Origin of the sequence: Methanosarcina soligelidi (genome assembly GCF_000744315.1) — an archaeon.
Lineage (GTDB): Archaea > Halobacteriota > Methanosarcinia > Methanosarcinales > Methanosarcinaceae > Methanosarcina > Methanosarcina mazei.
On sequence record NZ_JQLR01000001.1, the window covers coordinates 3,342,203 to 3,366,996 of the forward strand.

Below are 24,794 nucleotides of genomic sequence, written 5' to 3' on the forward strand. Positions count from 1 at the left end.
ACTCTGGAAAATTTTCCTGAAAAATAATATTTTTCCTGAAAAATAGTATTCTTCTTGAAAATAGTATTTTTCTTGGAAATAGTATTTTTCTCGAAAATAATATTCTTCTTGAAAATAGTATTCTCCAGATGAATAATACCCTGATAAAAAATAGAATCCGATGAAATCTGAAACAAGATTTTAATGGGACGTGGTTCAAAAATGATCGACCTGGAAGCTCTTCCGCATCTGCCTGGCTGTTATCTCTTCAAGGATGAGGAAGGGATTGTACTTTATGTTGGGAAAGCAAAGGACCTCAAAAAAAGGGTGAGCAGCTATTTCCAGAAAAGGGACCACGACCCTAAAACTGCAAGCCTTATGCAGTTTGCCAGAGGCCTTGATTTTATTGTTACGAATACCGAGGTAGAAGCCTTTCTCCTCGAAAATACCCTGATCAAGAAGCACTGGCCCAGATACAATATAATGCTCAAGGACTCAAAACGGTACGCCTGCATCCACCTCACGGGAGAAAAGTTTCCCAGGATCAGGATTGCGCGTAAGAATACCGGAGAGGGAGAGTTCTTCGGACCGTTTGTCTCTGCCAGAGAACGGGACTATATTTTTGAGGTTGTAAGAAAAACATTCCAGCTCAGGACCTGCAGGAAAATGCCTTCACGTGCCTGCCTGCGCTACCACATAGGAGCGTGCAGCGGTCCCTGCATTAGCAGTGTTTCCGTTGAGGAATACGGAGAGAAAGTAAAAAAAGCCATTTCTGTCCTTAAAGGCAATATCAGGGAACTCATAGAGTCCATGGAAACAGAGATGAAAGAAATGGCTGCAAAACAGATGTTTGAGCAGGCAATGGAACTCAGGGACGAGATTGCAGCCCTTGAATACCTCCAGGAAAAACAGAATATGGAGAGGCAGAAAAAGTATGATGAGGACATCCTGAATTACATCGTCAGGGACAATAACGTTTACCTCATGCTTTTTAAGGTTTACAAAGGTACCCTGGAAGACAAGCAGGACTTTGTCTTTGCTTTTGGGGAGGATTTTCTGGAAGAGTTTCTCGTACAGTATTATTCCGAGAACGACCCTCCTGAAGAACTGATAGTTCCGGAACCGCTTGATGAGTCTCTTGTAGAGTTCCTGGCACATGTGAAGGGAAAGAAAGTGAAAGTAGCGGTCCCGAAACAGGGAGATAAAAAAGAGCTTCTTGACCTTGTCCTTAAAAATGTTGAGATTGGATTCTTCGGGGACAGGAAAAAGCTTGAAGCCCTGCAGAGTAAACTTTCCTTACCAAAGATCCCGAATGTTATTGAATGCTTTGATATTTCCCACCTTTCAGGCACGGCTACAGTCGGTTCAATGGTGCAGTTCAGGGGAGGCAGGCCTGATAAGCATAATTACCGCCGCTTCAAAATAGAAAGCGTGGAAGGGATTGACGACTTCGCTTCCATTGCCGAAGTTGTGCGGAGGCGTTATTCCCGACTGCTTGAGGACAAACATGAAATGCCTGACCTGATAATTATTGATGGGGGAAAAGGGCAGCTTTCTTCAGCTTTCCAGGAACTACGGAAGCTCAGGGTAAAGGTTCCCATTATCTCAATAGCCAAACGCGAAGAAGAGATTTATGTCCCGGGACTCAAGTCTCCTCTTCCTATCAAAAAAGATGAGAAAGCATCTCTTTTTGTCCAGGAAATCAGGGACGAAGCTCACAGGTTCGCTATTAACTATAACCGCCTGTTAAGACAGAAAGCATTGATACAGAAATGAGTCATTGGTACAGTAATCAATACTGTAATCGACTCCGCAAATATATTAATCAATTCCATATGCTTAAGAAGGTCATAATTCTATGAAAGTTTCCAGCCAGACAACCGGGGAGTTAGCTGAAAATAAGTTTGAAACAATATACGATGAACGGTACTGGGAAAGCCCTCCTTTTAAACTTGTTTCCGATTTTGAACCCAAAGGTTCCCAGCCTGAAGCAATAGAAAAACTTGTGGACGGACTGAAGAAAGGAGAGCCGTTCCAGACCCTTCTCGGGGTGACAGGGTCAGGTAAGACCTATACAGTTGCAAATGTTATAAACCAGATCCGAAAACCTACTCTCGTTATTGCCCACAATAAAACCCTTGCTGCTCAGTTATATAATGAGTTCAGGGAATTCTTCCCTGAAAACCGCGTTGAATATTTTGTCTCATATTACGATTATTACCAGCCAGAGTCCTATCTCCCAGCAAAAGACCAGTATATTGAAAAAGATGCAATGATAAACCCGAAAATCGAACAGATGCGCCTTGCAGCCACAGCTTCCCTGATGTCAAGGCAGGACGTGATTGTGGTGGCATCCGTGTCCTGCATCTACGGTCTGGGAAATCCTGAAAACTTCCAGAAGATGGGTTTTGAACTTAAAGTTGGGGATAAGGTTCACAGAAAGGAAATCCTTGAGAAACTGATCGACATCCAGTTTGAGAGAAACGACCTTGAACTCATGCCAGGGCGCTTCAGAGTAAAAGGAGATACAATTGATATCATTCCCGGTTACTTTGATGACATAATCAGGATAGAACTTTTCGGGGACGAGGTGGACCGGATTTCCGAAGTGGACAAGCAAACCGGGCAGAGAAAAGAGGATATGGACTATTTCTTCGTCTATCCTGCCAGGCACTATGTTATCCCTGAAGAGGAACAGAAAAGCGCAATCCAGTTTATTCTTGAAGAACTTGAAGAACGTCTTCCCGAACTCGGGTTGCTTGAGTCCCACAGGTTAAAGCAGCGCACGCTCTATGATATGGAAATGATCCAGGAAACCGGCAGCTGCAAGGGGATAGAAAACTATTCAAGGCATTTTGACCATAGACAGCCTGGAGAGAAGCCTTTCTGCCTGCTTGACTATTTCCCGGATGACTTCCTTCTGGTTATTGATGAGAGCCACCAGACGATTCCGCAGCTGCACGGGATGTATAATGGGGACAGGTCAAGGAAAAAGAGCCTTGTAGATTACGGTTTCAGGCTTCCAAGTGCTTTTGACAACAGGCCCCTTAAGTTTGAAGAATTTGAAAAATACATGAAAAATGTGATCTTTGTCTCGGCAACACCTGCAGACTACGAGCGTGAACATTCTTCCCGGGTCGTGGAACAGATCATCCGCCCGACAGGCCTTGTTGACCCTGAGGTTGAAGTGCGTCCCCTTGAAGGCCAGGTCAGGGACGTTATGCAGGAGATCAGGAAAATAGTGGAGAGGGGAGATCGCGCCCTTGTGACCACGCTTACCAAAAAGCTAGCAGAAGAACTAACTGAATTCCTGGCGAAAAATGAGATCAAGGCACGCTACCTGCACTCGGATATAAAGACCATTGAAAGGACGGAAATTATCCGCGAACTGCGCCTCGGCAAGTTTGATGTCCTTGTTGGCATCAACCTTCTCAGGGAAGGGCTTGATATTCCTGAAGTTGGTTTCATTGGAATCCTTGATGCAGACAAAGAAGGTTTCCTCAGGAACTCAAAGAGCCTTATCCAGATTATAGGCAGAGCAGCACGGAACTCCAGCTCAAGGGTCGTCCTCTATGCCGACAACATGACCGATTCCATCAAATCAGCAGTTCAGGAAACCGAGCGCCGCCGTTCAATGCAAATAGCTTACAACGAAGAACACGGCATTGTCCCTACAACCATCAGAAAACCAATTCGAGAAAAAGTTGTGGATATCACGGATACAAAACATATTCCGAAAACCGATATTCCAAACGTGATTATCGAACTGGATGCAGAGATGAGGGAAGCTGCTGACAGGCTGGACTTCGAGCGTGCAATCCAGGTCAGGGAACTTATAAAGAAGCTGGAAAAAGAGATAAAAGCAGTGTGAAAAGATTGTTTGAGAGATGGCTGAACATCTGGGAAGTCAGCTATCTCATCTTTTCACTGGAAAACAAATTCTTTTTGTCATATAACCATATGGCACAAGTTCATGGGATCGGGCTTAAGACCCCTTTCCTCCGAGAAACATCTCAGAATAGTCTGCTGACTTGCCGGTGCTTCCTGGGCAGGTAAAAGTAAGTCCTTTTGGTCCCAGGATGCAGGACAGTGGTTTTGCTTTTTCGAAATCCATCTTGCCTTCTTCGTCAAAAAAGTCATCGTCAACTTCCAGGTTTACGACTTTTCCTATGATGAGGGAGAACTTTTCTCTCAGGATCTCCTCTACAAGGATACATTCCGCCCAGGCAATGCACCCTTCAACACCGGGAACCTTAACTTTTTCAGAAGGACGGGTCTTCAGCCCGGCCATTTCAAACTCGTCAACCTCCGGCGGATAATTCCGGGAGCAGACCATAACAGCTTCTTCCATTCCTGCACGAGGTATATTTATAACAAATTCTCCTGTTTCACGGATGTTCATGAGAGTATCTCGCTTTATCCATGAAGCAAGTATTACTTCCTCTAGGGGGCGGAGGATTGGAGTTATATTGGACCACGGAGCTACATTCCGGACCCCATTCTTCGAGATAGTGGAAATAAGGGCAACAGGAAGGGGAAATATCTGTTCTCTTTTACCTGGCTTTAATTTCATTTTCTCACCTTACTAATTTAATTAACCCTTATAAGTCATCACATATTTAATACTATATGTTATAAAAATTAAATATTTTATTACTTAAATACAATTTCAGTAAAAATAAATGTCTACTATATCTGACGGGTTATAAGGTCAAAATATACAGTAAGGTCAGATATACAATAAGGTCAGAATATACAATAAGGTCAGAATATACAGAATCAATACTCTTCGATTTCACAAACAGAATAAATGCACATAAAAAACGTTAACAAGAGTATTAACAGCAAACTCTGACAGTGTTTATATCCGTTTGTCTCTTTCACACCGGTTAGCATGTTACCGGGTCAGCTATTCATAAATGCCACATTCCTATCTAGATGCGGGTTACATAACCAGCATAGCATATGCAACAGGTATATACTGCAAATGTGTTAGATAGAATTCCGACGCCGAAACCGTAACATTAATAAGATTCCACTGAATTTCGGTATCAATATTCCCCTCAATAACTCTATCGGTTGCATAAATTATAGATTGATTTTCATTGTTAACAGCAGAAAAAAATACTGCGCGAATGACTTTGGAGGAATAAATTTATTTTATTTAAATCTTTCTTTTATTTTCGTATTTTCGTGAGTTCAATATTTGATTATCACTTTTCATAGTCAGAATCGCCGGAGTCTTCATCTTCAAATCCTTTCTCATCTCTTTCTGAATATCCAGTTACTTCTATTCTTCTTGCATCTTATCTTTTCCTATTCTGCGTTCATGAACTTCTTTTCTATTGGGGCTCTCCTGCCTGTTTCCTATGATTTTTTTGCATTATATTTTGCTTAGAAAAACAGGCTATGAGTATTAAATTAGAGAAAGTAAAAAGATTAACCTCAGATTGATCCTGGAAATATGAGCAAATGATCATAATTCAGTATCAAAAGCCATCCCCAGTCATCCCTTATTTTTTTAAAATATTGTCTATATTATTTTACAGAACTTTAATATCAATAATTTTAATAATTTAATCACATATTAAACGGCTATAGATGTTGATTATTACATTTTTTGTATCTATACTGTATGAAATATATTAAACTAAATAAGTTTATCTCTTTATAGATTAATAAAATCACATTCATTTTATTCTCTAAAGGAGGTTTTGACTGGTGAGGTTAAAGTTTATAATTGGAACATTGATATGTCTTATTTCTTTGACAAATACAGCTCTAGCTATTGATCTTAATGTAGCTAATGAGCCAGGAGCTACTAGTGTACAAAAAGTTGTTGTAAGTGTTTCAGGTAATGAAGCAACTTTTATTGTGACTCCACTGAAAAATCTAGAAACTTCAGACCCAGATGATTATTATCCGCAAGGTTGGTTTGATTTAGTAGGACTTCCTTCTGGTTTAACAATCGATATTACAGATCCATATTCTGTAACAGATGTAAATGGCAATCCTATTTCTGGTTATAAATATAAGGAAGATGATAATATTGGTGGTGGTTTTACAGACGAAAATGGTGTACAACTAGACTTTACCACAGCTAAATTACCAAGACCTGGGGCTAACCAAGATATTTTTACTACAATTCATGTGAAATTTTCGGGGACTCCTGAAACGTCATATTATGGTGCTCATGTTGCTTGGGGAGTAAATGTAAATGGTATGTCAACCAGCAGTGCTAAATTCTCGAATGGGAATGTTGAAGTTCCTGAATTCCCCACAATGGCCCTTCCTGTTGCAGCAATACTGGGTCTAATGTTTATTTTCGGGCGCAAAAAACAAGAATAAAAGAGTAATTTTTAGGGCGCGAATTCCCTTTAAAACTAATTTTTTCTTTTTTCTCTTTTTTTTGAAATCCCTCTCCTAGGTTTTATTCTTCGTAAAAAGATTATTCAGAGTATATATCAGGCAAAAGGTTAAAAGATTTCAATCTGAGTACGAAAAAAATGAGTATGAAACAAATTCTTTTTTCTGGAATATCTTCCTGAAAGCTCATTTTAGTAATATCCACCATACTTTTCATTAATTTCCCTTGCAGTATTGTAAGCATCATAGAGGTTATAAATCCAGAAAAGAGGATAAAGAACGTAACCTACTAAAACTACTGTAAGGAAGCCGAAAATCGAGGCAAGAATTATAAAAATGATCCCTTTCATTATCTGCCCATTGTAAATTTGTCCGAGACCCGGAATAAAGAATGACAGTACAACGGCGGCACCCGGATTTTTTCGTGGTTGAGGCATATTTCACACTCTTATGCAGGCTTCTGATTTTTGGTTATCTCTTTACTTGAAGATACCTTTACTTATTTGATACTAAATATATTTGTTTAATAATAAAAAGGTGAACATACTAATTAAACATAATAAGCTACAAAGAAGCGGTAAACAACCTTAATTTCGTCTATTTCTCCGGTCTCCAGTTCAAAATCCTTTTGATCGGTTCTGTAAACTTTTTCTCCAAAGTCTTTGAATGTCGCTTCACATCTAATGTTTTCGGGCAGCTGGGTTTCAAAGTTTTTACATTTTTCGCAGATCTCTCCAGTAAGGTTTTTTGTTTCTTCGGGACTGAAGGTCTTTTTGTTTTCAGGTATGTAATTTACTTCAACCGTCAGTTCTTCTTTGCTGAGAAGGTCTGCCCAGAAACCGGAAAGTTCTGTACCTTCTATCCTGTAGTCCTGAAGTTCAAAGCTTCTGGTTATGGTGTTCTTGATCTTGCCCTCGTTCATATGCTTAGTTTAGAGAGTGGACCTATATAAACTATCTCAAAAAAGAAAAACAAAAATAAATTATTACTAAACAGCAAACTTAAAAGTGTCCTGTAAATATCCTGAAGATTCAGTTATGCTTTTGATCACACGAAAGAAATTTTTATATCTGTGATTTCGGAATTGCTGCCAATTCGTATTGGAGGACCCCATGTGCCGAAACCGGCTGAAACAATTATTTGACATTCTCCCTTTTTTAAATAACCCCAGCTGTTTTCGAATACACGTTTAGAGATTAAAGTATTGGGAAAAAACTGTCCAGCGTGCGTATGCCCGGATAACTGTAAATCGATTCCATTTAGCTGTCCCTCCTTCAGATTAATGGGCTGGTGGTCTAGCAAAATGATCGGAAGAGTGTGATCTATGCCATCTACAAGCCTGGACAGCTCCAGTCGCTTTTTTCCATTCATTCTGCCTGCCACCCGGTCATCTCGACCAGCTACATAAAAATGGTTATTTACTTTTATGCATTTGTCAACCAGTACATGAATGCCAGCCTGTTGCAGATATTCCACTGCCAGCTCATTATTGCCGCCAATGTATTCATGGTTTCCAAGAACTGCATACACGCCGTATCTGGATTTCAACTTTTTCAATATCTCCGGCATTTTATTGCTGGCAAATAGCCTTACATCTTCATCTATAGTATCTCCGGCAAGAAATACGACATCCGGATCAAGTTCGTTAATTCTGTTAACCATCTCTTTGAGGCGATCTTTATCAACAACCAGACCAAGGTGTATGTCGGATACCATGACAGCATGGAGCTCTGGTAAATCAGGTACTGATTTTTTGATTGTGATATCGTAGTGTACGATGCGCGGATGACGCGCATTCCAGGTTCCGTATAGCAAAAGAAGAAAGACAAGAAGCAAAACTGCAAGTCCAAAGTAAAATGAGGGGTATTTAATTATCCGAGTAGCGGGGAAGATGAGACTGGTTAAGAAATGAAGAACGTCAATACCAGCCCATATCAGGAGCGAATAATAAACAGCACCAACCCAGTAGTTTCCCGTTACAGCAAAGAGATCATTAACGTATCCGGGATAAAACCTCTTTCCTAACCTGCCTGCAAAAAGCGATATCACAAGAAACGCATAACCGCTCCAGTAGAACAAAGAATAAGGCTCTATAAGGCTCTGTATTGATTGAAAAAAGCGCAAACCTACATAGTAATTTCCGGCAGCATAGATTGAGACAAAAATAGTAAAAATAGCGGGAAAAAGTAAACCTGTTTTTCCGTTATTCCCTCTTTTGTCTGTCATCGTATACGGTCTTATTTACTGCTTTATTTAATTTTCCGGCAAAATATTCTTCTAATTCCAGTATTCGTCTAATTCAAATATTCTTCTAACTCAAATACTCTTTTGATTAAAACCAATGCCTGAGAAGAGGCATCGATCATTAAGATTTTATTACAGTTTTCAGTATTTTTGTTTTTATGTTTTTGTTTTTAAATTTTCTTAAGCATGAGAGACATGATTCCTGGCTTTGAAGGGCTCATTGTCTGTGGCATAAACATATCCATTCCGCCTGATCCGAACATCTCCTGGTTCACCCGATCAGTTATTTCGTCAAAAATCATTTTATAAGCAATGCAGTGCGGGTCAACAGCTTTTATTTCCCCGTCCGTGGGCACCAGAGCGTTGTAAGGGCACCCACCCCTGCAGTATTTGATATGGGCGCATTTGCTGCATGCACTGTCCACAAATTCCTTATATTTATGCATGAGCTTCCAGGCGTCAGATTGAGCAAGGTCTGCCATGGTCGGGCGGTCGTGAACGTTTCCCATGACATATTCTGGCATGCCTACAAAGCGGTAGCAGGGGTATATGCCTCCGTCTGGGCCAACCGCAAAAGTATCTCCCATGCAGTCTACGAAGGTGCAGACAGTGCCTCTGCCTGTGAAAACGCATTTGCACATATGGTCAATATTCATGACTTCAATCCTGCCCAGGTTTTCGAGGTACTTATCAAGAAGGTAAATTAAAAGATTCCCGTATTCCACAGGGTCAAGTGCCCATTTTTCCGGGTTGTCACCTTTTAAAGACGGCAGGCAGGGGTGCAGTTTAAGTGTCAGGTCTTTTTCCAGGTAAAAATTGAAAATATCCTCTTTGAATTTCACGGAATGGGATGTGAAGGTTGCGATGAATCTCACAGTAAGCCCGTGATCCTTTGCAATTTCATAGCCTTTCATGGTCTTTTCATAGTAGCCCTTTCCCCTCTGAAGGTCGTTAAGCTCCTGAGGGCCGTCCAGACTGGAACCGATAGGGACATTGTACCTGGCAAAAATCTCGGCTATTTCAGGTGTAAGTTTCCAGAGGTTTGTCTGTATGGCAAAAGCAATATTTCTGGGACTTAAACCTTCAGCAAGTAACGGCAAGGCTTCCCTGTAAAATTTCTCTCCTGCAAGGAGCGGCTCTCCGCCATGAAAAGTAAAAGTAACGGAATCCTGCCTGAATATTTTGAGCCATTCAACCACCTCTTTAATGGTTTCGATGCTCATGATAGGAGATTTTTCTTCCGAACTCCAGCAATAATTACAGTTAGCGGGACAGCCAAGGGTAGGGATCAGCATCACATGAAAAGGCATATTTAAAGCACCCTTTTTTTAAGCTTCTTTAAATTATTAGTAGTTTTCTAAAAGTAGCCCCTTACACCCGCCAGATAGTAAATATTTTTTCTCTGATGATTTTCAGTATAATTCTGGATATCTCTAATTCTGGATATCTCTACTTAATTTTCTTCAATCCCGTTTGACGCTTATCATTTTCTTTTTGTAACTGCTCAGAGTATAGTTAACGGCGCTCCTATGAGCGCCGCACGAATACCCTCTAAAACAGGTAAACCGTTCTTTTTTCCTGTAGAAATGTACGCCCTAATTCTGCAGAAAGCTTGCGCTCCCATTGCTTTTCTGAAAGTTCCCGATATTTTCTGCTGTAGTTTCATCATCCTGATATCTCTTTCTGCCTGATTATTATCAAATGGAACTTTCAAATCTGTCAGGAATCTCAGAATCTTTTCTTTGTGTTCTATAAACCTATCCAGCAGATTCCTTGATTTTGTTTTTGGATTTTTACCGCGTTTTCCCTGTTTTTCAGGATTTAGAGAATGCGGATTTTCTTCAAGCGCTCTAATGATAATTGCATCAAACCTTTCTTCCAATGCTTTAATTTGCTCAAAATCAGGTTCTCTTAATTGCTCTTTACACTCATCAGTGTATTTCTTCATCTCAGTGAGCAGTTCATTCATCTCTTTAGCCCATGTCTGTTTATAGTTCTCTTCAATTCCTGTAAGTTCTCTCTGTAAATGAGCGTTACACAGAGCATGATCACAATCATAAACGTTGTAAGGTTTCCATCCATCATGAACTGCTACTCCCTTAAACTTCGGAAGAATTCCCATAGCATCTATTGCTTCTGCTCCTCTTTTTGTATGAGCAAAATAACATGTGTATTTTTCATTAGAAGCTACATGAAGCCAGTGTCTTTTTCCTTCAATCTTCATACCAGTTTCATCAAAATTGATTACAGGCGAGGCTAATAACTTCTCTCTAATAACGTTTTCAAATTCCTCTAAATTCTGGAAACATTCTCTTTCTGCTCTAATTATCGTAGCAGGACAGATTTTTATTCCCATAATGTCTTCAAATAACTCAGAAATTCTATCATAAGGAACAAACTGGTAATTTTTACAGTAAATAGCTGAAGCTAAAATATTAGGGCCATACTGAACCGGATATTTCACTGATTCGGGAAAAACGGCTTTATTCAACTTTCCACAACAAGGACAGGTTTTAATCTGACTTTTATGTTCTGTAACAATTAGATTTACGGGAGGAATGTCAAAGACCTGTCTTCTCTCATAAGCTTCAACTTCAACATTCTCAAGGGTAGATCCGCATTCTTTGCAGCAGGTCAAAGAATGTTCTATTACCTACTCAGGATGATCAACCATATCAAGAGTCGTGCCTGGATGACCTTCCTGACCTCCAGGTTTCTTCCCGCTTGGTTTACGCAGACTCTTGGGATTAGGTTTCTCTTTGACAAAATAATCAGTAGAAGGAGGTCGACTGCTGTTACGACTGTTTTGATTTAAACGAGATTCTAAGGCTACAAGTCTTTCAGTGAGTTCTTTAACTTGAGATTCTAAACTCTCAATGTAAGCTACAATAATTTCAGGATTTGAAGCACAGTAAGAAAGAATCTCATCACGTTTCATAAAGCTAAAAAGGAATCATTTTATATCCAATTTTTCCTCGGAACGAGGAAAAATGTGTAGCCTCGTTAAGGCTACCTGAATAGTTACTTCTTTTTAACTTTTTTGCGGGGCAGTTTTTCAGTTAGGACAATTTTTCGGTTAGAACAGTTTTTTAGTTATGAGAGTCTTTTAGTTATGACAGTTTTTTAGTTATGACAGTTTTTTCTATCAGATCCCTCGAGCACGATTCCTTCAAACCTGCATCTTGAAATTTTCCCTTCACGAAAAGCATAAAGAAAAATCTTGAAAAGCGCATAAAGCCTGAAATAAAAAGCCAGCACGACTGGAGAGCGAAAGCCGCTTATATATACCAGTTTCTTATCATCCCTGATAGAATTGTCAAGGAACATTACTGTTCCGTCAAAGTTCTCTCTTTCAAGCGTACTCCCTCTGGGGAGGCGGGGTCCCAGCACAACTACATCCTCTTCCATGCCGTCCGGGCCTGTTGTGCCTTCAATGAAGCCGTAATTAAAGATCGTGGGTAAGGGAGAAAAGAAAGCTCTTTCGTAGCCTTTGTCTGTTTTCTGGTATTTCCAAAAACTGTATTTGGGAGTTTCTATTACTATTTTCATGGAAAATTTCCTGTATATAATTCGGAAGCAGCCTTCTATAATCACTTCTGTCTATCTTCTTTTCCATCCATTTAAGCCTTTTAATTTTGAGCCGTATATCACTTATTCGTTTTCAATCAACTACTATTAAGAACTTAATTCTTTTGTTTAAAATGCTCATCAAAACCAATTGGATGAGATTGAATAAGAGGGACTTCAACGGTTTTTGGAAAAATTATATATTAAATCGACTCTTCTCAAAAAAGAGAAAATGGAAGAGAGTGAAATCTTAGAATATTTTCCGAAAAAATATCTGCCCAGGGATGCACAAATAGCTGTGCTTACAGGCATAGAAAAAGCGATTAAACAGGGAAAGAAATACATTTTAATTCAGGCTCCTACTGGGGTGGGAAAAAGCGCTATTGCTTATACTGTGATGAAGTATTTTGGGGAGGGATATGTCTGCACAGCTACAAAATCACTGCAGGATCAGTATCTGGCCGATTTCCCAGATCTACTGACGGTGAAGGGCCGTTCCAACTACATATGTAAAACCAGGAATGATGGAAAAACCTGTGATCTTGGAGCCTGTGTGGTTCAGGACTTAATGTGCTCTCGAAAACCTGGGACAAAAGAGACAAAATATCCTGCTTATTATTCTGAAAGAGACCATTGTACTAAATACTGGACAGGACCCACCGGGGATCCGGAAAGATGTGATTACTGGATAGACAAGGCAAAAGCCCTGAATAATTTTGGAGTGGTCCACAATTACCAGTATCTATTGCATGAGGCTAATTTTGCAGGGGATTTCGTAGGAAGAAAGATCCTGATTTCAGATGAAGGGCACAATATAGAAGCTATGATTATTGCGTTTATCAAAGTGCCTATCGTATATGAAAATTTAACTTTAATTAATAAGTTTCTAGGCGATTTTAAAATACAGTTCGTGACTCCCGATTCTGATATGGAGAATGAGCAGAAATTAAGACTACATGCGGGCTGGTTAATGAAGCTGAGAGAAGCTGCTATATTGGCAGAAGAGAACATCAAAAAGCTTGCTAAAGAGGAGCTGGATATAAAAATAAATCTGGAACACAGTGTGGCAACTGCTAATGATCCTGAAATACCCGACATTCAGGAAAAGATCAGGGGTAAAATTCAAAGACTCGATGACCTGAATATGGACCTGCAGAAAGTGAATAGTCTAAGGATGAGTAAAATTGAGCCATTTTTAAAGGATATTTCTAAGAATCTGGATAACTGGGTAGTCAAAGAGGAATTTTTCGAGAAAGGAAGTGGTTTAAAAAGTATAGAATTCCAGCCTGTCCGGATTAGCCAGTATGCATACGACAGGTATCTGAGACTGGGAAACATCAATGTCATTATGTCAGCTACGATTCTAAATCCTGCCGTGGTAGCTAACGATTTAGGTATTAATCCCGCCGAAATCGAATATCTAGAAATCCCGCCTGTGTATCCCAAAGAAAAGAATAAGGTCTTTAACCTGGGGATTGCAAATTTTAAATATTATAATGACGAGACCCCGGAAGAGGAAGAGGAATTTTATAAAGAAGTGGTAGAAAGAATTGATATGATCCTGGAACTGTTCCCTGAGGATAAAGGGATTATTCATTGCGCTACTTACAGGATTTCAGATTTTATCGAGAAATATTCTGCTTATAAGGATAGGTTGATTTTCCATAATTCGGCAAACAGGGAAGAAAAGTTGCAGGAGCACCTGTCCAGAATTGGAGAAGGAACTGTTTTAGTCTCTCCTTCCATGACCGAAGGCGTGGATCTGAAAGATGATCTTTCCAGGTTCCAGGTCATGATTAAGGTTCCTTACCCTGATCTAGCAGATACCAGAATATCAAGGCGTAAAGAGCTAGAAGAAAAAATGAAATTAAGACCGCTTTCATATGTTTATAAGACTGCAATTGTAATCATTCAAGCAATCGGACGATCAGTAAGGACAGAAACTGATTATGCGGTAACTTTCACACTTGATACAAGATTCACGTCCTTTGCAATTCAACAACCCGAGCTTATGAGGCTATTCACCAGGCATGTTAGGAATAACAAAGAAATTTCAAAGCTTGAAGGTATGAAAGGTAAAGATGCATTTTTTCTTAATAAACTGACAAGGAAAATTTTCAGAAAAGCCGAACATAGACAAAAATCAAGACACATAAAACGAATGTTTAACTGACCTTTTTTAATAAGTAGAAATGAAGTAAATTACGCGGTGGTTCTTGTTACCTCTTAACATACTAATAAAACTCTATTCAGTTCCATAGGTCTTTTGAGTCAAAAACTCCAGCTATAAAGCTGAAGTTAATAATACTGAAATGCAAGGGTAAAGGTCAAATATGAAAATATCTGAAAAACGAGATTCTTGAACAATTAAGTGGTCTGACAAAGAGGCTGAAAGGACAAAATCCTGCAATCTTTTCTATAGAGGTTTATTAGATGAGTTATCGAAACAGAGTAACCCTGCGAGATTCAATGAAAGGAATAGTGGAAGAGCCCCTACTTCCCCTGGTTCCGAAACGCTTCGACTATATAGGTGATATTGCAGTAATTTCGATTCCCCCGGAATTAGGGGCTTATAGAGAGGCTATTGTTTCAAACATTCTCTCTATGAGAGGCAACACGAGGGCAGTGCTCAACAAGGTTAGCAAACTCGAAGGGGAACGCAGGGTAGCTCATTTTGAACTTCTCGCCGGGGAATCCGCAGAAACATTTCACAGGGAAAACGGCTACACATACAGAATGGATGTGAGAAAGGTTTTCTTCAACCCCAGGCTCTACTGGGAAAGAGCACGTGTAGCTTCAAAAGTCCTGTCTGGAGAGTCTGTTTTGATTCCTTTTGCAGGCGTGGGTCCTTTTGTGCTCCCTTCTGCTGGAAAGGAGACAAAGGTCTGCGCAATCGAGATAAATCCTGAAGCCTGTGCCTGTCTGAAAGAAAATGTCCGGTTGAACAAACTTGAAAAACAGGTCACGGTTATCCAGGGAGATGCCGGACTTGTTCTCAGCAATCCGGGTTCTCTGGAAGCTGAGGGATTCAGGGTTCCGGAAAACGGCTTTGACAGGGCAATTGTACCAACTCCTTACGGTATGGACCATTTTTTAGAAATGATTTCTTGCTTTATAAAAAAGGGCGGACACATTCATTTTTACACTTTCAAAACCGAGAATCAGATCCCGGAATTAATTGAAAAATACAGAAAAATGGGGCTTAAGGTTGAATTTTACAGGCGCACAGGAAATGTTGCTCCGGGAGTTAGCAGGTGGGTTTTTGATTTGATTAAAAAATGAAAACCTGGGCTAAAATAATAGGCTCAATTTTATTTCATTTCCACAATCTTAATCTCTTCCTCGTTCAAATCGTAGAGATGATAAACCAGCCTGTTGATTTCCGCATCTGTAGCTTCAATCCGGCGCTGGATCATCTCTTTTTCTATACCAAGCTTGGAATTATCAAGTTTTTTGTTCAGTTCAAGCATTTGTTTGACAAGTTGTACCATTTTATTATGCTTGGCCATATCTTCGGGATTGGAGGAATCAATTGGATAGACAGGGAGATTTTCCATGTATTGACGTTTCCATCTGAAAAATCCCCCTCTGATAATAGAACTAACATTAGAAAACATAAAAGTCCATAATCTTGAGTTTAAAATGCCTAATAAATAAAGTGAATTACTTCCCATAATATACGAGGTTGTATCAGAATATAATCCATTATTATCCAGAGTGAACTGTCCGGTTGTCGCTATCTCTGCATACAATATTTTTTCTTCTTCAAACTCTCTATAATAATCGCATGATCTTAATTCCCACCAATAATCTCCTTTATCATACCTGCTTTCACCGTCTTTTGTGAAAGGTTCAAGGTGATTTGCAATGGATGGGTACTTTTCTTTCAACCAAATCCATTTATTTTTAATATTTCCTGAATTTTTATTTGTCCAACCTTTTTCAAACAAAATGAGATATTGCTGTGGTTTAAGGTCAATATATCTCTTAATTTCACGCCCTGCTAAAAATGGTTTAATAACTTCTGCATTCTTTGGATCTTCAGCAATCAATCGGTCCTTTGTGGTTTCACCAATAACAAATGCCTCGTTTAGACCGGTCTTAATGCCGTAATATATTTTCTTTTCAACATATTCTCCAAGAGGCACGCCGGATTTCATGAGCTTATCCAGAAGCAGCCTGGTATTTTGATCTACAAGTGACCATCCATTATCATCGAGTGAATCTTGATTGATAGAATGTCCATTCTCTTTGACGTATTGCGATAAATCCGAGAAGTCCAGTGTAGCGACCTGGACAACCTTAAAACGCTGCTTTGGCGCTCCTTTTGATACTCTTAATATACAGGGGTATGTTGTCGCCTTTTTAAAGACTGGAAGGTCACCAAAATCAATGATTTCTTCAATCGGCTTTTTACTCAGCCATGCACGAAGAGGTTTTCCATAATTAGCTCTCATCCATTTATTTGCAACGATATAAGAGAACTGCCCATTCTCTTTAAGAAGGGAAATCCCCTTCTCTATAAAATAAGCATAAAGATCAGCGCTTCCGTGATATACTTCATATCGGTCTTTGAAATATTCTTTCTGTCCTTTCAAAAGTTCCTGCCGGACATACGGAGGATTCCCAATTACAGCATCAAATCCACCTTTCTCAAAAACTTCAGGAAATCCACTGTTCCAGTCAAAGGGATTAATTCTGTATAAATCCTCTTCATTATCAAGAGTAGATGGAATATTCTCATAGATATCCAGACCAATCAATGAGTTTCCACACTTTATATTTTCGTGCAGGGAAGGCAGTACCCTTTCCTGAGTGATTGTAAGCTGCTTCGAGATGCGCTCACCTTTTTCGCCTTCCAGCACCTTCAGGAGAAGAGAAAGTTTTGTGACCTCTACAGCCTGCTGGTCGATATCAACACCAAAAATATTATTCAATAGAATTCTCTTTTTCTCTTCCGATGTCAAACGCCAGTCAGTCTCACTCATCTGGTATATCGGGAAATCATAGTCAATTCCTGCATGCCTGTTCTTCTTTTTTCCTTTTTTCTTTGGAACAGGTTTTACTGGCAGGAGTTTTTGTACTTCTCTGTCAGTTGCAGTTTTTCCTTCCTTTATAAGTGGAACAAGCTTTTCCATATACCAGCTAATGTGCCAGTCCAGAAGATACTGGTAAGCACCTATTAAAAAAGAGCCTGAACCGCACGCAGGGTCAAGAATTTTTATCTCTGAGACTTCATCCGGTGTTTTGCCTTCAACAAGCCTTCCAACAGTATTCCTGACAATATAGTCCACAATATATGTAGGAGTATAATATACTCCACCCGCTTTTTTAACCTCGGGTTTCTCTTCAATCTTTGCTTGATGAGACTCTGTAAGCCTTATAACCTTACCTAAAAATTGCTCGTAAACCTGCCCGAGAATGTCAGCAGGGAACACGGAAAACTCATAAGGACTCTCAGGATAATAAAGATGGCTTAAAATCTGCTTGAGTATTTTATCATCGATTTTTAGGGAGAGTGTTAAAATATCTGGCTCTTCCATCCAATCTTCTTTTCTGAAGTGGAAGAGTCCGGAATTGTATTTTTCGTCTGCATATATAAACAGGTCTTTCAGGTTTTCATAAATCTCTTTACCCTCAGCTTTCTTTTTGAGCTGCCCATACTCTTCTATGCCCCTGTCTTCACAAATTCTCAAAAAGATGATTCTGTCAATGATTTTTTGCACTGCAAGGTTTAGCTCCCTCACAGAAAGTTCATTGTTTCTAAGTGCAATATTCTTGGCAAGGATATCACGCCATTCTTCTATTTCAGTCAGGAATGCGTCATCAATCCCTGCTGTTCCTCTTCCGCCTTTCCTGTTCACCAGACTGTCTGCAAGGTCGTCAAATTTTCCTGTAAGAATTGACCTTTTAGAATACTTAGATTCAATTTCATCCCATTTTTCGATATAATCTCTGTAAGTGTAATACTCTATTCTTCCCATTGATGATTTATCGCTGGGAGAAGGTTTCTTTGTACAATCAAACACAGTAAATTCTTCAAAATCTGTCAGTATGCTTAATGGCAACTTTGCGCTCCAGGCATAACGGCGAAGTTGATAAGCAGGCTCGGGGTTTTCCTTAAGATTTACTGCTGGCTTTTTCGCCTCAACAAAAAATTTCCGGACACCACCTATTCTAAAAGAGTAGTCAGGCGCTTTTGTCTTCCCGCTCACCTTTATAGCATCTTCGTGAATAACTTCTTTGTATCTATCATCAAATGCCTGTGTATTATCCACATCCCATCCTAACGCCTTAAAAAACGGATCAATAAATTCTCTTCTTACCTGTGTTTCATTATACGAAAGAGACTTGTATCTCTCATAATAGTTATCAAAACGAGTGACAAGCTCAATTATTTGAGGGGGAGCAGACATGGTATCACGTTGGGTATGATAAAAAGAAAATATTGGTTTTCTAATACTGTAAAGAAGAAAGAAGTTCTAGTATAAGTTGATTTTTAAATTATGTAAAGAGCCGATTAGAGATAATAATTGTATAATAGATCCCAAAACTTAATATTAAGTTATCAAAAACTATCAAAATAATCATTCTCAAAAATAGAAATGAATGAAGAAATTTGAGAATTAACAAAATCACAAAAAAATTATTTTCAGTCTTTTTCTTTTTTCTCTTCTTTCCGGTAAAGGCCGCTCTCCTGCGTCGAGCGTGACAGGAACGGTTCGGTATAGCTGAATACTGCTGTATGGGTCAGGAGTTTTAATTAATCTATTTGAACGAAGAGAGCGGGCAAAATGGACGTCGTGCTGGGTTCAGCTCATTGATAGTTTACTCTAAGTCAGCCTTCAACAGAGTCTTCATCCTCAAGCCCGAGATGTTTCATAACATGGTGGTAGTGTTCAGGGGACAGCCTTGAATAAAAAGCTCGCTTGACCACTTCACTGAGTGCCGGGTGGATATCCATCATTTGCATCATCGGTTTTGCGCTCCTTGATGCCGTGTACATGAGAGGAATTATCTGGTGTATCAGGACCGAGGCATGGGGTCCTATAATATGAGCGCCCAGGATTTTATCTTCCAGACCGTCCAGAATTACCTTTACGAAATAATCCCTCGTTTCCATAGCAGATCCCTTTGCAGTGTCTTCAAAGAGTTTGAAGCCTATGATTACTCTTTTTTCCCCAAATTCTTCTATCGCTTCCTTTTCTGACATCCCTACCCCTGCAATCTCAGGATAGGAAAAAACTGCGTGTGGTACGGCATGATAGTCTACCTTTACTTTTTCCTGCATTATAGCGTTCAGGTAAACTATTCCGGATTCATAGTTTCCAACATGCTTGAGAAGATATTTTCCGTTTGCGTCCCCGAAAGCCCAGATATTCGGCTGTGAGGTTTCAAGATACTCGTTGACTAAAATCCAGCCATGGGGGTCTGTTTTAATCCCTGCCTTTTCAGGGTGGAGAATATCATTGTTCGGGGCTCTGCCTGTTGCAACGAGGATCTCGTCTGCAGTAACTTCGGTTTCTTCTCCCGAGCCCCTGTCCTTTGCAATAACTGTTTTTTGCCCTCCCTTTTCTTTTCTGACCTCTATCGCTTCGTGATTTGTAAGTATGCGCATGTATTCTGACATTTTTATCCTGGCAAGTTCGGAGACCTCGGGCTCTTCCTGGGGGAGGAAATGCTGATTTCTGCCTATAACTGTTACTTCAGCTCCCATAGCAGAAAAAAAGTGCCCGTACTCAGCCCCTATGTAACTCCCTCCGAGAATGGCAAGGCTTTTCGGACATTCGTTGAGCCCGAGCACGGTATCACTTGTAAGGTAACCGGCTTCTTCAAGTCCTCTAACAGGCGGGACCGCAGGCTTTGAACCCGTGCACAGAAAGATCATTTCGGAATGGAGGATTTCATCCCCTGCCTTCAGGGTGTAGGGAGAAATGAATTCTGCAGTCTCGGGATAATAATCAAGATAATCATTCTCCGTTAGCCCCTGCCTTATCATCTCTATGTCCTCACCTATTCTTTTGCGCATCCTCTCCATGATAGTTCGGAACTCGATATCCTTTATTTCGAGTTTGATCCCGAAAAGAGGAGCCGTTTCAAGATCCCTGACAAGTTCTGCAGGGTAAAGCAAAAGCTTTGAAGGGATACATCCCCGTGTAAGGCAGATCCCGCCAGGTTCGTCTTTATCGATAACAGCTATCTTCATCTTAGGATTCGAATCAATTATAGAGTTTACATAATTCATCCCGGAGCCGGTACCTATTACAATCAGGTCATAATCTTTCATCCTTATACCCCTCAAGTATGTGTGAAATCAGATCCTGCCATTTCTGGTCTGTTAACTGCAATATTTATTAACTGCAATAGTTATCTGTCTGTTTTGCTAATTACATTTATTCCCGGTTCACGAATATTTCTTCATTAAGTGAGCTCAATCCAGAGAAATTATCCAGTTTTTCCCGTAAAATCCAGACTTGCAAAACATCCTTCCGGGCGTAAGTAATAAAGTAGAAAAGTAGAATGTATTTTTAAATTTGGTTTAAATTTAAGCAATTGCCTGAGAAAGAACAACTGTCTATTAAGAAAAACAACGACCTGTGAGAAACAATAACTATCTGTCACGGAAAAATAACTGTCTATCACGGAAAAACAACTATCTATTTATAAAGAAAGACCTATTCTAACTAGCTTTTCAGGAAGAATAAAAAACAACAGATGTCCTAGAATGAACAGAGCTATCCCCCTCCTTGAGAATGGGTGTTCCTATCATGGAATCCCTGTGATGCATGTGTTATATCTCCTGCTTATTCTAATAGCCCCTTTTGCAGGAGTAGACCTTCTTCTCGTTCTTTCTCTCGGAGTTTTCCTGTTGCTGAGATTTTCCGGAAAGTTTCTTTCCTGCAGCAGGGATGCAGTCTGCCTTTCTTTTTCCTTTTCCCTGATGCTGCTTGTTTCTGCAGTTTCTAAAGACCTTCCCTACACGTTTCCGTTTTATATAGTTCTTGCCGCCTTCGCAGTCGCAGCAGTGGGAAACCATAGCTCCTTTTTTTCAGAAAGAGGTTTCACAGCTGACTTTGAGTCTGAAAAAAGCAGGAGGAGGCAGAGAAGATTCTCAATAATATGGAGTTCTATTTTTCTCGCGCTGAGGATTATTGCAGCTTTTGTTGCAGCAAGCTGGATTGTTTACTGGCAAAATCTTCCGGTTTCGTACAACTTTATTTTTTTCATAGCTGTTATTGGAGCGGTTACGGGTTCTCTTTTTGAATCCATCCCTTCAAAGATAGACCGTAATATCCCTGTGCCTCTGGGAGCAGGGATGATGATGTGGATTTTCGAGGAATTCAGGTACTGGGTTCCTCCCGAGAAAATGCTGGTAGCCCTCGTTTTCTCCCTTTTCCTCGGTGCCCTGGCTTACAGGGCAAAAATTGCCGATGTTTCTGCCCTTCTCAGCGCAGCCCTGCTTGGGGTCCTGATTATAGTTTTCAGCGGGCTCCCCTGGTTTTTGCTCCTGCTCACTTTCTTCATTCTGGGCGGCGGGTTTACCAGGTACAAGTATGCATATAAAGAATCCATAGGGATTGCACAGGCTAAAAACGGGATCCGAAGCTATGAAAACGTGTTCTCTAACAGTACGGCTGCTCTTGTCCTGGCAGTAGCTTACGGCGTCTTTCCGGATCAGAGCCTTCCCATTATTTATGCTTATATGGGTACTGTTGCAACTGCCACGGGTGACACTCTTGCAAGTGAAATAGGGACCACGGCAAAAGGAAAGCCAATAATGATAACAACCCTCAAGCCTTCAGAACCAGGATCTGACGGGGCAGTTTCCCTCCTTGGTGAACTTGCTGCAATTTTTGGCTCTGCAATCATAGGTGTGCTCGGATACGCTCTTGGAATTTCCAGCGATCTTTTTCTTTCCGTCCTCATTACAACTGCGGGAGGCTTTTTCGGGACTAATATAGACAGCCTTCTCGGAGCAACTCTTCAGAAAAGAGGCCTGCTCTCAAACAGCGGGGTAAACTTTGCTGCAACCTTTGCAGGAGCGGGGGTTTCGGCAGCAATATATCTCCTGGTATCCGGATTTTGATTAAAATCTCACAATGATACTTTTTTTATACGTTAAAATTTTTCGTTATAATTTTTACTTCTTAAAGGCAACCCTTTATATCTCCAGGAGTATATCTTTATCCGGGTAGGGTTATTGCAGTGTCTTTTCACACATATTGATTTTCAATAAGGATAGCGGAGATCTTACTTCTAATTCACAGGAAGGTGACCAGATGACAGGACCCGAATATGAAGGTAAAAAAATTTTGCTTGTTATTGCCCAGGAACAGTTCAGAGATGAAGAGTGTTTTGTCCCAAAGCAGGTATTCGAATCTGCCGGAGCAAAAGTTACGGTTGCGGCCGAGTCTGAAAATACTGCAAAAGGAACGCTTGGAGGCACGATCAAACCCGATATCAGGATTTCCGAAGCCAGAATTGATGATTATGATGCAATTGTCATTTCCGGAGGAGGCGGTTCAAGAAAATACCTCTGGGACAACCATTACCTGCGAGGACTTGTAAAGGAAGCCGACTCCAGGAAAAAGGTGGTTTCTGCAATCTGCATTTCTCCTGTGGTTCTTGCAAGAGCCGGAGTGTTAAAAGGCAAAGAGAGCACTGTTTTTAACAGTCCGGATACCGTAACCGAGCTTGAGAAGTACGGTGCTGTCTATCAGGACAGGGATGTTGTAGTTTCGGGCAGGGTGGTGACAGGCAGGGACCCAAAGAGTGCGGAAGCATTCGGAAAAGCCGTTCTCAAAGCCCTGAAAAAAGCGTGATACCTCAATCTCTGCATTGTGAAATACTCGGAAGTAAACTGCCATTTCATAGTAAAGCTGTTATTTCATAGTAAAGCTGTTATTTCATAGTAAAGCTGTTATTCTCTGGAAAAGCTGGTGACCTGTTATGAACGCAGAACTTGAAGCCTTACTGTCCTATCATCAGACCAGCAAGCATGGCTTTAAAGCCTATGCTTCAGGCCCTCGATTTCTTGATATGGAGATCAAGCCAGACCCTTTTCTCAGCTACAGAGGAGCTCCGGTCCTTAAGCTGGATACCTGGGATGAGAAAAACATCAATACCGAACTTCTTCCGGGCTATGAACAGGCATTCTGTCCTGAGAAACTGGAACCTTCAGGGATCAGCCGCAGAAGCATTTCTCAGCTTTTTTTTGACAGCTTTGCCCTGTCGGTGTGGAAGAAGGCAGGAAGCGCCAGGTGGCCTCTCCGCATCAACCCCTCAAGCGGAAACCTTCACCCAACAGAGGTTTACCTTATTTCCGGTCCTGTTCCGGGACTTCTGAAAAAACCTTCTGTCTGCCACTATTCTCCTCTGCCGCATGCACTCGAATTAAGAGCTGAATTTTCCGGAGAAACGTGGAAAAAATTAAGTTCCGGCTTTCCGGAAGGCACATTTTTTATTGGGCTTACTTCGATTTACTGGCGGGTCGCCTGGAAATACGGAGTCCGGGCTTTCAGGTATGCAAACCACGACCTCGGACATGCTATTGCTGCTCTAAGCTTTGCTGCATCAGGACTGGGCTGGAAGACATGCCTGCTTGCGGATATGGCTTCCGAGGATATCGCAAAAGTTCTGGGCATTTCAGGAAGGCAGGGGCCGGAAAAAGAAGAGCCAGCCTGTCTTCTTGCAGTTTATCCTGCAGGAAAGGAATGTATCTCCGGCAAAGTTTCCTCATCTGCGATTCCGGATTTTGAAAAGCTTTACTGGGCTGGCGTTCCTGACCGGCTGAGCCCTGCACATGTGGAATGGGCTGGCATTGAAAAGGCTTCGTCAGTTACAAGAAAAGGAAATACCAATCATTTCGGTGAAAAACAGGCGGAACCGAAGCCTGAAATTCAGACTTCGGGTTTATCCGGGGAAGTCCCGGATCACGGAACTCATTCGGACCTGGAGGCGGCTCCTCTGCGTAGAGTGATTCACATGCGGAGAAGTGCTATTGAAATGAATAACAGTGCTTACATGGAAAAAGAGGATTTTTATGGCATGCTGAGGAGAACACTTCCCGATAAAAATCCTGTTCTCAATACCCTTCCTTTCGGGCCATTTTCACATCTTCTCCTCTTTGTAAACCGGGTAAAAGGGCTTTTCCCCGGACTTTATATTTTCCTCAGGAAATCAGGTGAAAAAGAGAAGCTTAAATCCAGGTTCAGGCAGGATTTCCTCTGGGAGAAGCCTGAGAGCTGCCCTCACGAACTTGAGCTTTACATGCTTGTAGAAGAAAACCTTTACGACTTTGCTGCCCAGCTTTCATGTTCTCAGAGAAAAGCTTCAGATGCCTGTTTTACTGCCTGCATGCTTTCCGAATTCGAAGAGCCTCTGAAAAAGTTTGGCTCCTGGGTCTACCCTTGCCTTTTCTGGGAATGCGGAATCCTGGGGCAAATCCTTTATCTTGAAGCAGAAGCCCGCGGTTTCAGGGGTTGCGGGATAGGGTGTTTTTTTGACGACCCACTGCATGAAACCCTTGGTCTTAAAGGACTTGAGTACCAGGACCTCTATCATTTTGCAGTAGGATCACCACTTCAGGAGATTGGTGTTGTGACTTTCCCCGCATACGTAAAATAACATATTATTTT

General features: G+C 40.8%; 16 protein-coding genes and 1 pseudogene. 8 read left to right on the forward strand and 9 right to left on the reverse strand.

The window, feature by feature from the left end:
- Positions 1 to 183 precede the first annotated feature (183 nt).
- Both uvrC and uvrB read left to right on the forward strand, forming a co-directional pair.
- Positions 184 to 1,755 (forward strand): excinuclease ABC subunit UvrC, encoded by a 1,572-nt coding sequence (gene uvrC / locus M886_RS14335; RefSeq protein ID WP_011035179.1) that lies wholly within the window; start codon positions 184 to 186, stop codon positions 1,753 to 1,755.
- 82 nt (positions 1,756 to 1,837) lie between these two features.
- Positions 1,838 to 3,850 carry an excinuclease ABC subunit UvrB gene (uvrB, locus tag M886_RS14340; protein ID WP_011035178.1) on the forward strand — a complete coding sequence of 671 codons (2,013 nt, stop codon included), beginning with the start codon at positions 1,838 to 1,840 and terminating at the stop codon, positions 3,848 to 3,850.
- A 114-nt stretch (positions 3,851 to 3,964) separates the two neighbouring features.
- On the opposite strand, the gene M886_RS14345 is transcribed toward uvrB, so the two are convergent.
- Positions 3,965 to 4,552 carry a flavin reductase family protein gene (locus M886_RS14345; protein ID WP_011035177.1) on the reverse strand — a complete coding sequence of 196 codons (588 nt, stop codon included), beginning with the start codon at positions 4,550 to 4,552 and terminating at the stop codon, positions 3,965 to 3,967.
- A gap of 1,193 nt (positions 4,553 to 5,745) precedes the next feature.
- Here M886_RS14345 and M886_RS19235 point away from each other — a divergent pair.
- The gene (locus M886_RS19235) at positions 5,746 to 6,327 is read left to right on the forward strand and encodes a PEF-CTERM sorting domain-containing protein (protein WP_235203978.1); all 582 of its coding nucleotides are present in this window, start codon (positions 5,746 to 5,748) and stop codon (positions 6,325 to 6,327) included.
- 209 nt (positions 6,328 to 6,536) lie between these two features.
- Here M886_RS19235 and M886_RS14355 read toward each other — a convergent pair whose 3' ends face one another.
- The 6 genes and pseudogenes from M886_RS14355 to M886_RS14385 all read right to left on the reverse strand — a co-directional run bounded on the left by M886_RS14355 (position 6,537) and on the right by M886_RS14385 (position 12,138).
- On the reverse strand, positions 6,537 to 6,782 hold the full coding sequence (locus M886_RS14355) for a DUF5683 domain-containing protein (protein WP_048043149.1): 246 nt from the start codon (positions 6,780 to 6,782) through the stop codon (positions 6,537 to 6,539).
- A 113-nt stretch (positions 6,783 to 6,895) separates the two neighbouring features.
- Positions 6,896 to 7,267, reverse strand: a complete 372-nt coding sequence (locus M886_RS14360) for a hypothetical protein (protein WP_048051381.1) — start codon at positions 7,265 to 7,267, stop codon at positions 6,896 to 6,898.
- 125 nt (positions 7,268 to 7,392) lie between these two features.
- Positions 7,393 to 8,571 carry a metallophosphoesterase gene (locus M886_RS14365; protein ID WP_011035174.1) on the reverse strand — a complete coding sequence of 393 codons (1,179 nt, stop codon included), beginning with the start codon at positions 8,569 to 8,571 and terminating at the stop codon, positions 7,393 to 7,395.
- Positions 8,572 to 8,759: 188 nt separating this feature from the next.
- Positions 8,760 to 9,899 carry a TIGR04083 family peptide-modifying radical SAM enzyme gene (locus M886_RS14370; protein ID WP_011035173.1) on the reverse strand — a complete coding sequence of 380 codons (1,140 nt, stop codon included), beginning with the start codon at positions 9,897 to 9,899 and terminating at the stop codon, positions 8,760 to 8,762.
- Between the two features lie 194 nt (positions 9,900 to 10,093).
- Positions 10,094 to 11,527, reverse strand: a pseudogene (locus tag M886_RS14375) (IS66-like element ISMma14 family transposase).
- Positions 11,528 to 11,712: 185 nt separating this feature from the next.
- On the reverse strand, positions 11,713 to 12,138 hold the full coding sequence (locus M886_RS14385; RefSeq protein WP_011035172.1) for an inorganic diphosphatase: 426 nt from the start codon (positions 12,136 to 12,138) through the stop codon (positions 11,713 to 11,715).
- Between the two features lie 250 nt (positions 12,139 to 12,388).
- On the opposite strand from M886_RS14385, the gene M886_RS14390 reads away from it, so the two are divergent.
- Positions 12,389 to 14,329: a helicase C-terminal domain-containing protein gene (locus tag M886_RS14390; RefSeq protein WP_048051763.1), complete on the forward strand. Its 1,941-nt coding sequence runs from the start codon at positions 12,389 to 12,391 to the stop codon at positions 14,327 to 14,329.
- 260 nt (positions 14,330 to 14,589) lie between these two features.
- A complete protein-coding gene (locus M886_RS14395) occupies positions 14,590 to 15,438 on the forward strand; it encodes a class I SAM-dependent methyltransferase (RefSeq protein WP_048037652.1) in 849 nt (282 codons plus the stop codon).
- A gap of 29 nt (positions 15,439 to 15,467) precedes the next feature.
- Here the strand turns inward: M886_RS14395 and M886_RS14400 are convergent, their stop codons facing one another.
- Together M886_RS14400 and M886_RS14405 are read right to left on the reverse strand one after the other, a co-directional pair.
- A complete protein-coding gene (locus M886_RS14400) occupies positions 15,468 to 18,572 on the reverse strand; it encodes an Eco57I restriction-modification methylase domain-containing protein (RefSeq protein WP_048037653.1) in 3,105 nt (1,034 codons plus the stop codon).
- A gap of 422 nt (positions 18,573 to 18,994) precedes the next feature.
- The gene (locus tag M886_RS14405; RefSeq protein ID WP_015413190.1) at positions 18,995 to 20,443 is read right to left on the reverse strand and encodes a dihydrolipoyl dehydrogenase; all 1,449 of its coding nucleotides are present in this window, start codon (positions 20,441 to 20,443) and stop codon (positions 18,995 to 18,997) included.
- Positions 20,444 to 20,881: 438 nt separating this feature from the next.
- Between M886_RS14405 and M886_RS14410 the strand changes: the two genes are divergently transcribed.
- From M886_RS14410 to M886_RS14420, 3 genes are all read left to right on the forward strand, one after another.
- The gene (locus M886_RS14410) at positions 20,882 to 22,243 is read left to right on the forward strand and encodes a TIGR00297 family protein (protein ID WP_015413189.1); all 1,362 of its coding nucleotides are present in this window, start codon (positions 20,882 to 20,884) and stop codon (positions 22,241 to 22,243) included.
- A 193-nt stretch (positions 22,244 to 22,436) separates the two neighbouring features.
- The gene (locus M886_RS14415) at positions 22,437 to 22,979 is read left to right on the forward strand and encodes a DJ-1/PfpI family protein (RefSeq protein WP_048039958.1); all 543 of its coding nucleotides are present in this window, start codon (positions 22,437 to 22,439) and stop codon (positions 22,977 to 22,979) included.
- 127 nt (positions 22,980 to 23,106) lie between these two features.
- Positions 23,107 to 24,783, forward strand: a complete 1,677-nt coding sequence (locus M886_RS14420) for a SagB/ThcOx family dehydrogenase (protein ID WP_048039959.1) — start codon at positions 23,107 to 23,109, stop codon at positions 24,781 to 24,783.
- Positions 24,784 to 24,794 lie beyond the last annotated feature (11 nt).

Bases quoted from the DNA above. Each gene is read 5' to 3' on its own strand.
- uvrC (WP_011035179.1), top strand. From the start codon at position 184: ATGGGACGTGGTTCAAAAATGATCGACCTGGAAGCTCTTCCGCATCTG.
- uvrB (WP_011035178.1), top strand. From the start codon at position 1,838: ATGAAAGTTTCCAGCCAGACAACCGGGGAGTTAGCTGAAAATAAGTTT.
- M886_RS14345 (WP_011035177.1), bottom strand. From the start codon at position 4,552: ATGAAATTAAAGCCAGGTAAAAGAGAACAGATATTTCCCCTTCCTGTT.
- M886_RS14355 (WP_048043149.1), bottom strand. From the start codon at position 6,782: ATGCCTCAACCACGAAAAAATCCGGGTGCCGCCGTTGTACTGTCATTC.
- M886_RS14360 (WP_048051381.1), bottom strand. From the start codon at position 7,267: ATGAACGAGGGCAAGATCAAGAACACCATAACCAGAAGCTTTGAACTT.
- M886_RS14365 (WP_011035174.1), bottom strand. From the start codon at position 8,571: ATGACAGACAAAAGAGGGAATAACGGAAAAACAGGTTTACTTTTTCCC.
- M886_RS14370 (WP_011035173.1), bottom strand. From the start codon at position 9,899: ATGCCTTTTCATGTGATGCTGATCCCTACCCTTGGCTGTCCCGCTAAC.
- M886_RS14385 (WP_011035172.1), bottom strand. From the start codon at position 12,138: ATGAAAATAGTAATAGAAACTCCCAAATACAGTTTTTGGAAATACCAG.
- M886_RS14390 (WP_048051763.1), top strand. From the start codon at position 12,389: ATGGAAGAGAGTGAAATCTTAGAATATTTTCCGAAAAAATATCTGCCC.
- M886_RS14395 (WP_048037652.1), top strand. From the start codon at position 14,590: ATGAGTTATCGAAACAGAGTAACCCTGCGAGATTCAATGAAAGGAATA.
- M886_RS14400 (WP_048037653.1), bottom strand. From the start codon at position 18,572: ATGTCTGCTCCCCCTCAAATAATTGAGCTTGTCACTCGTTTTGATAAC.
- M886_RS14405 (WP_015413190.1), bottom strand. From the start codon at position 20,443: ATGAAAGATTATGACCTGATTGTAATAGGTACCGGCTCCGGGATGAAT.
- M886_RS14410 (WP_015413189.1), top strand. From the start codon at position 20,882: ATGAACAGAGCTATCCCCCTCCTTGAGAATGGGTGTTCCTATCATGGA.
- M886_RS14415 (WP_048039958.1), top strand. From the start codon at position 22,437: ATGACAGGACCCGAATATGAAGGTAAAAAAATTTTGCTTGTTATTGCC.
- M886_RS14420 (WP_048039959.1), top strand. From the start codon at position 23,107: ATGAACGCAGAACTTGAAGCCTTACTGTCCTATCATCAGACCAGCAAG.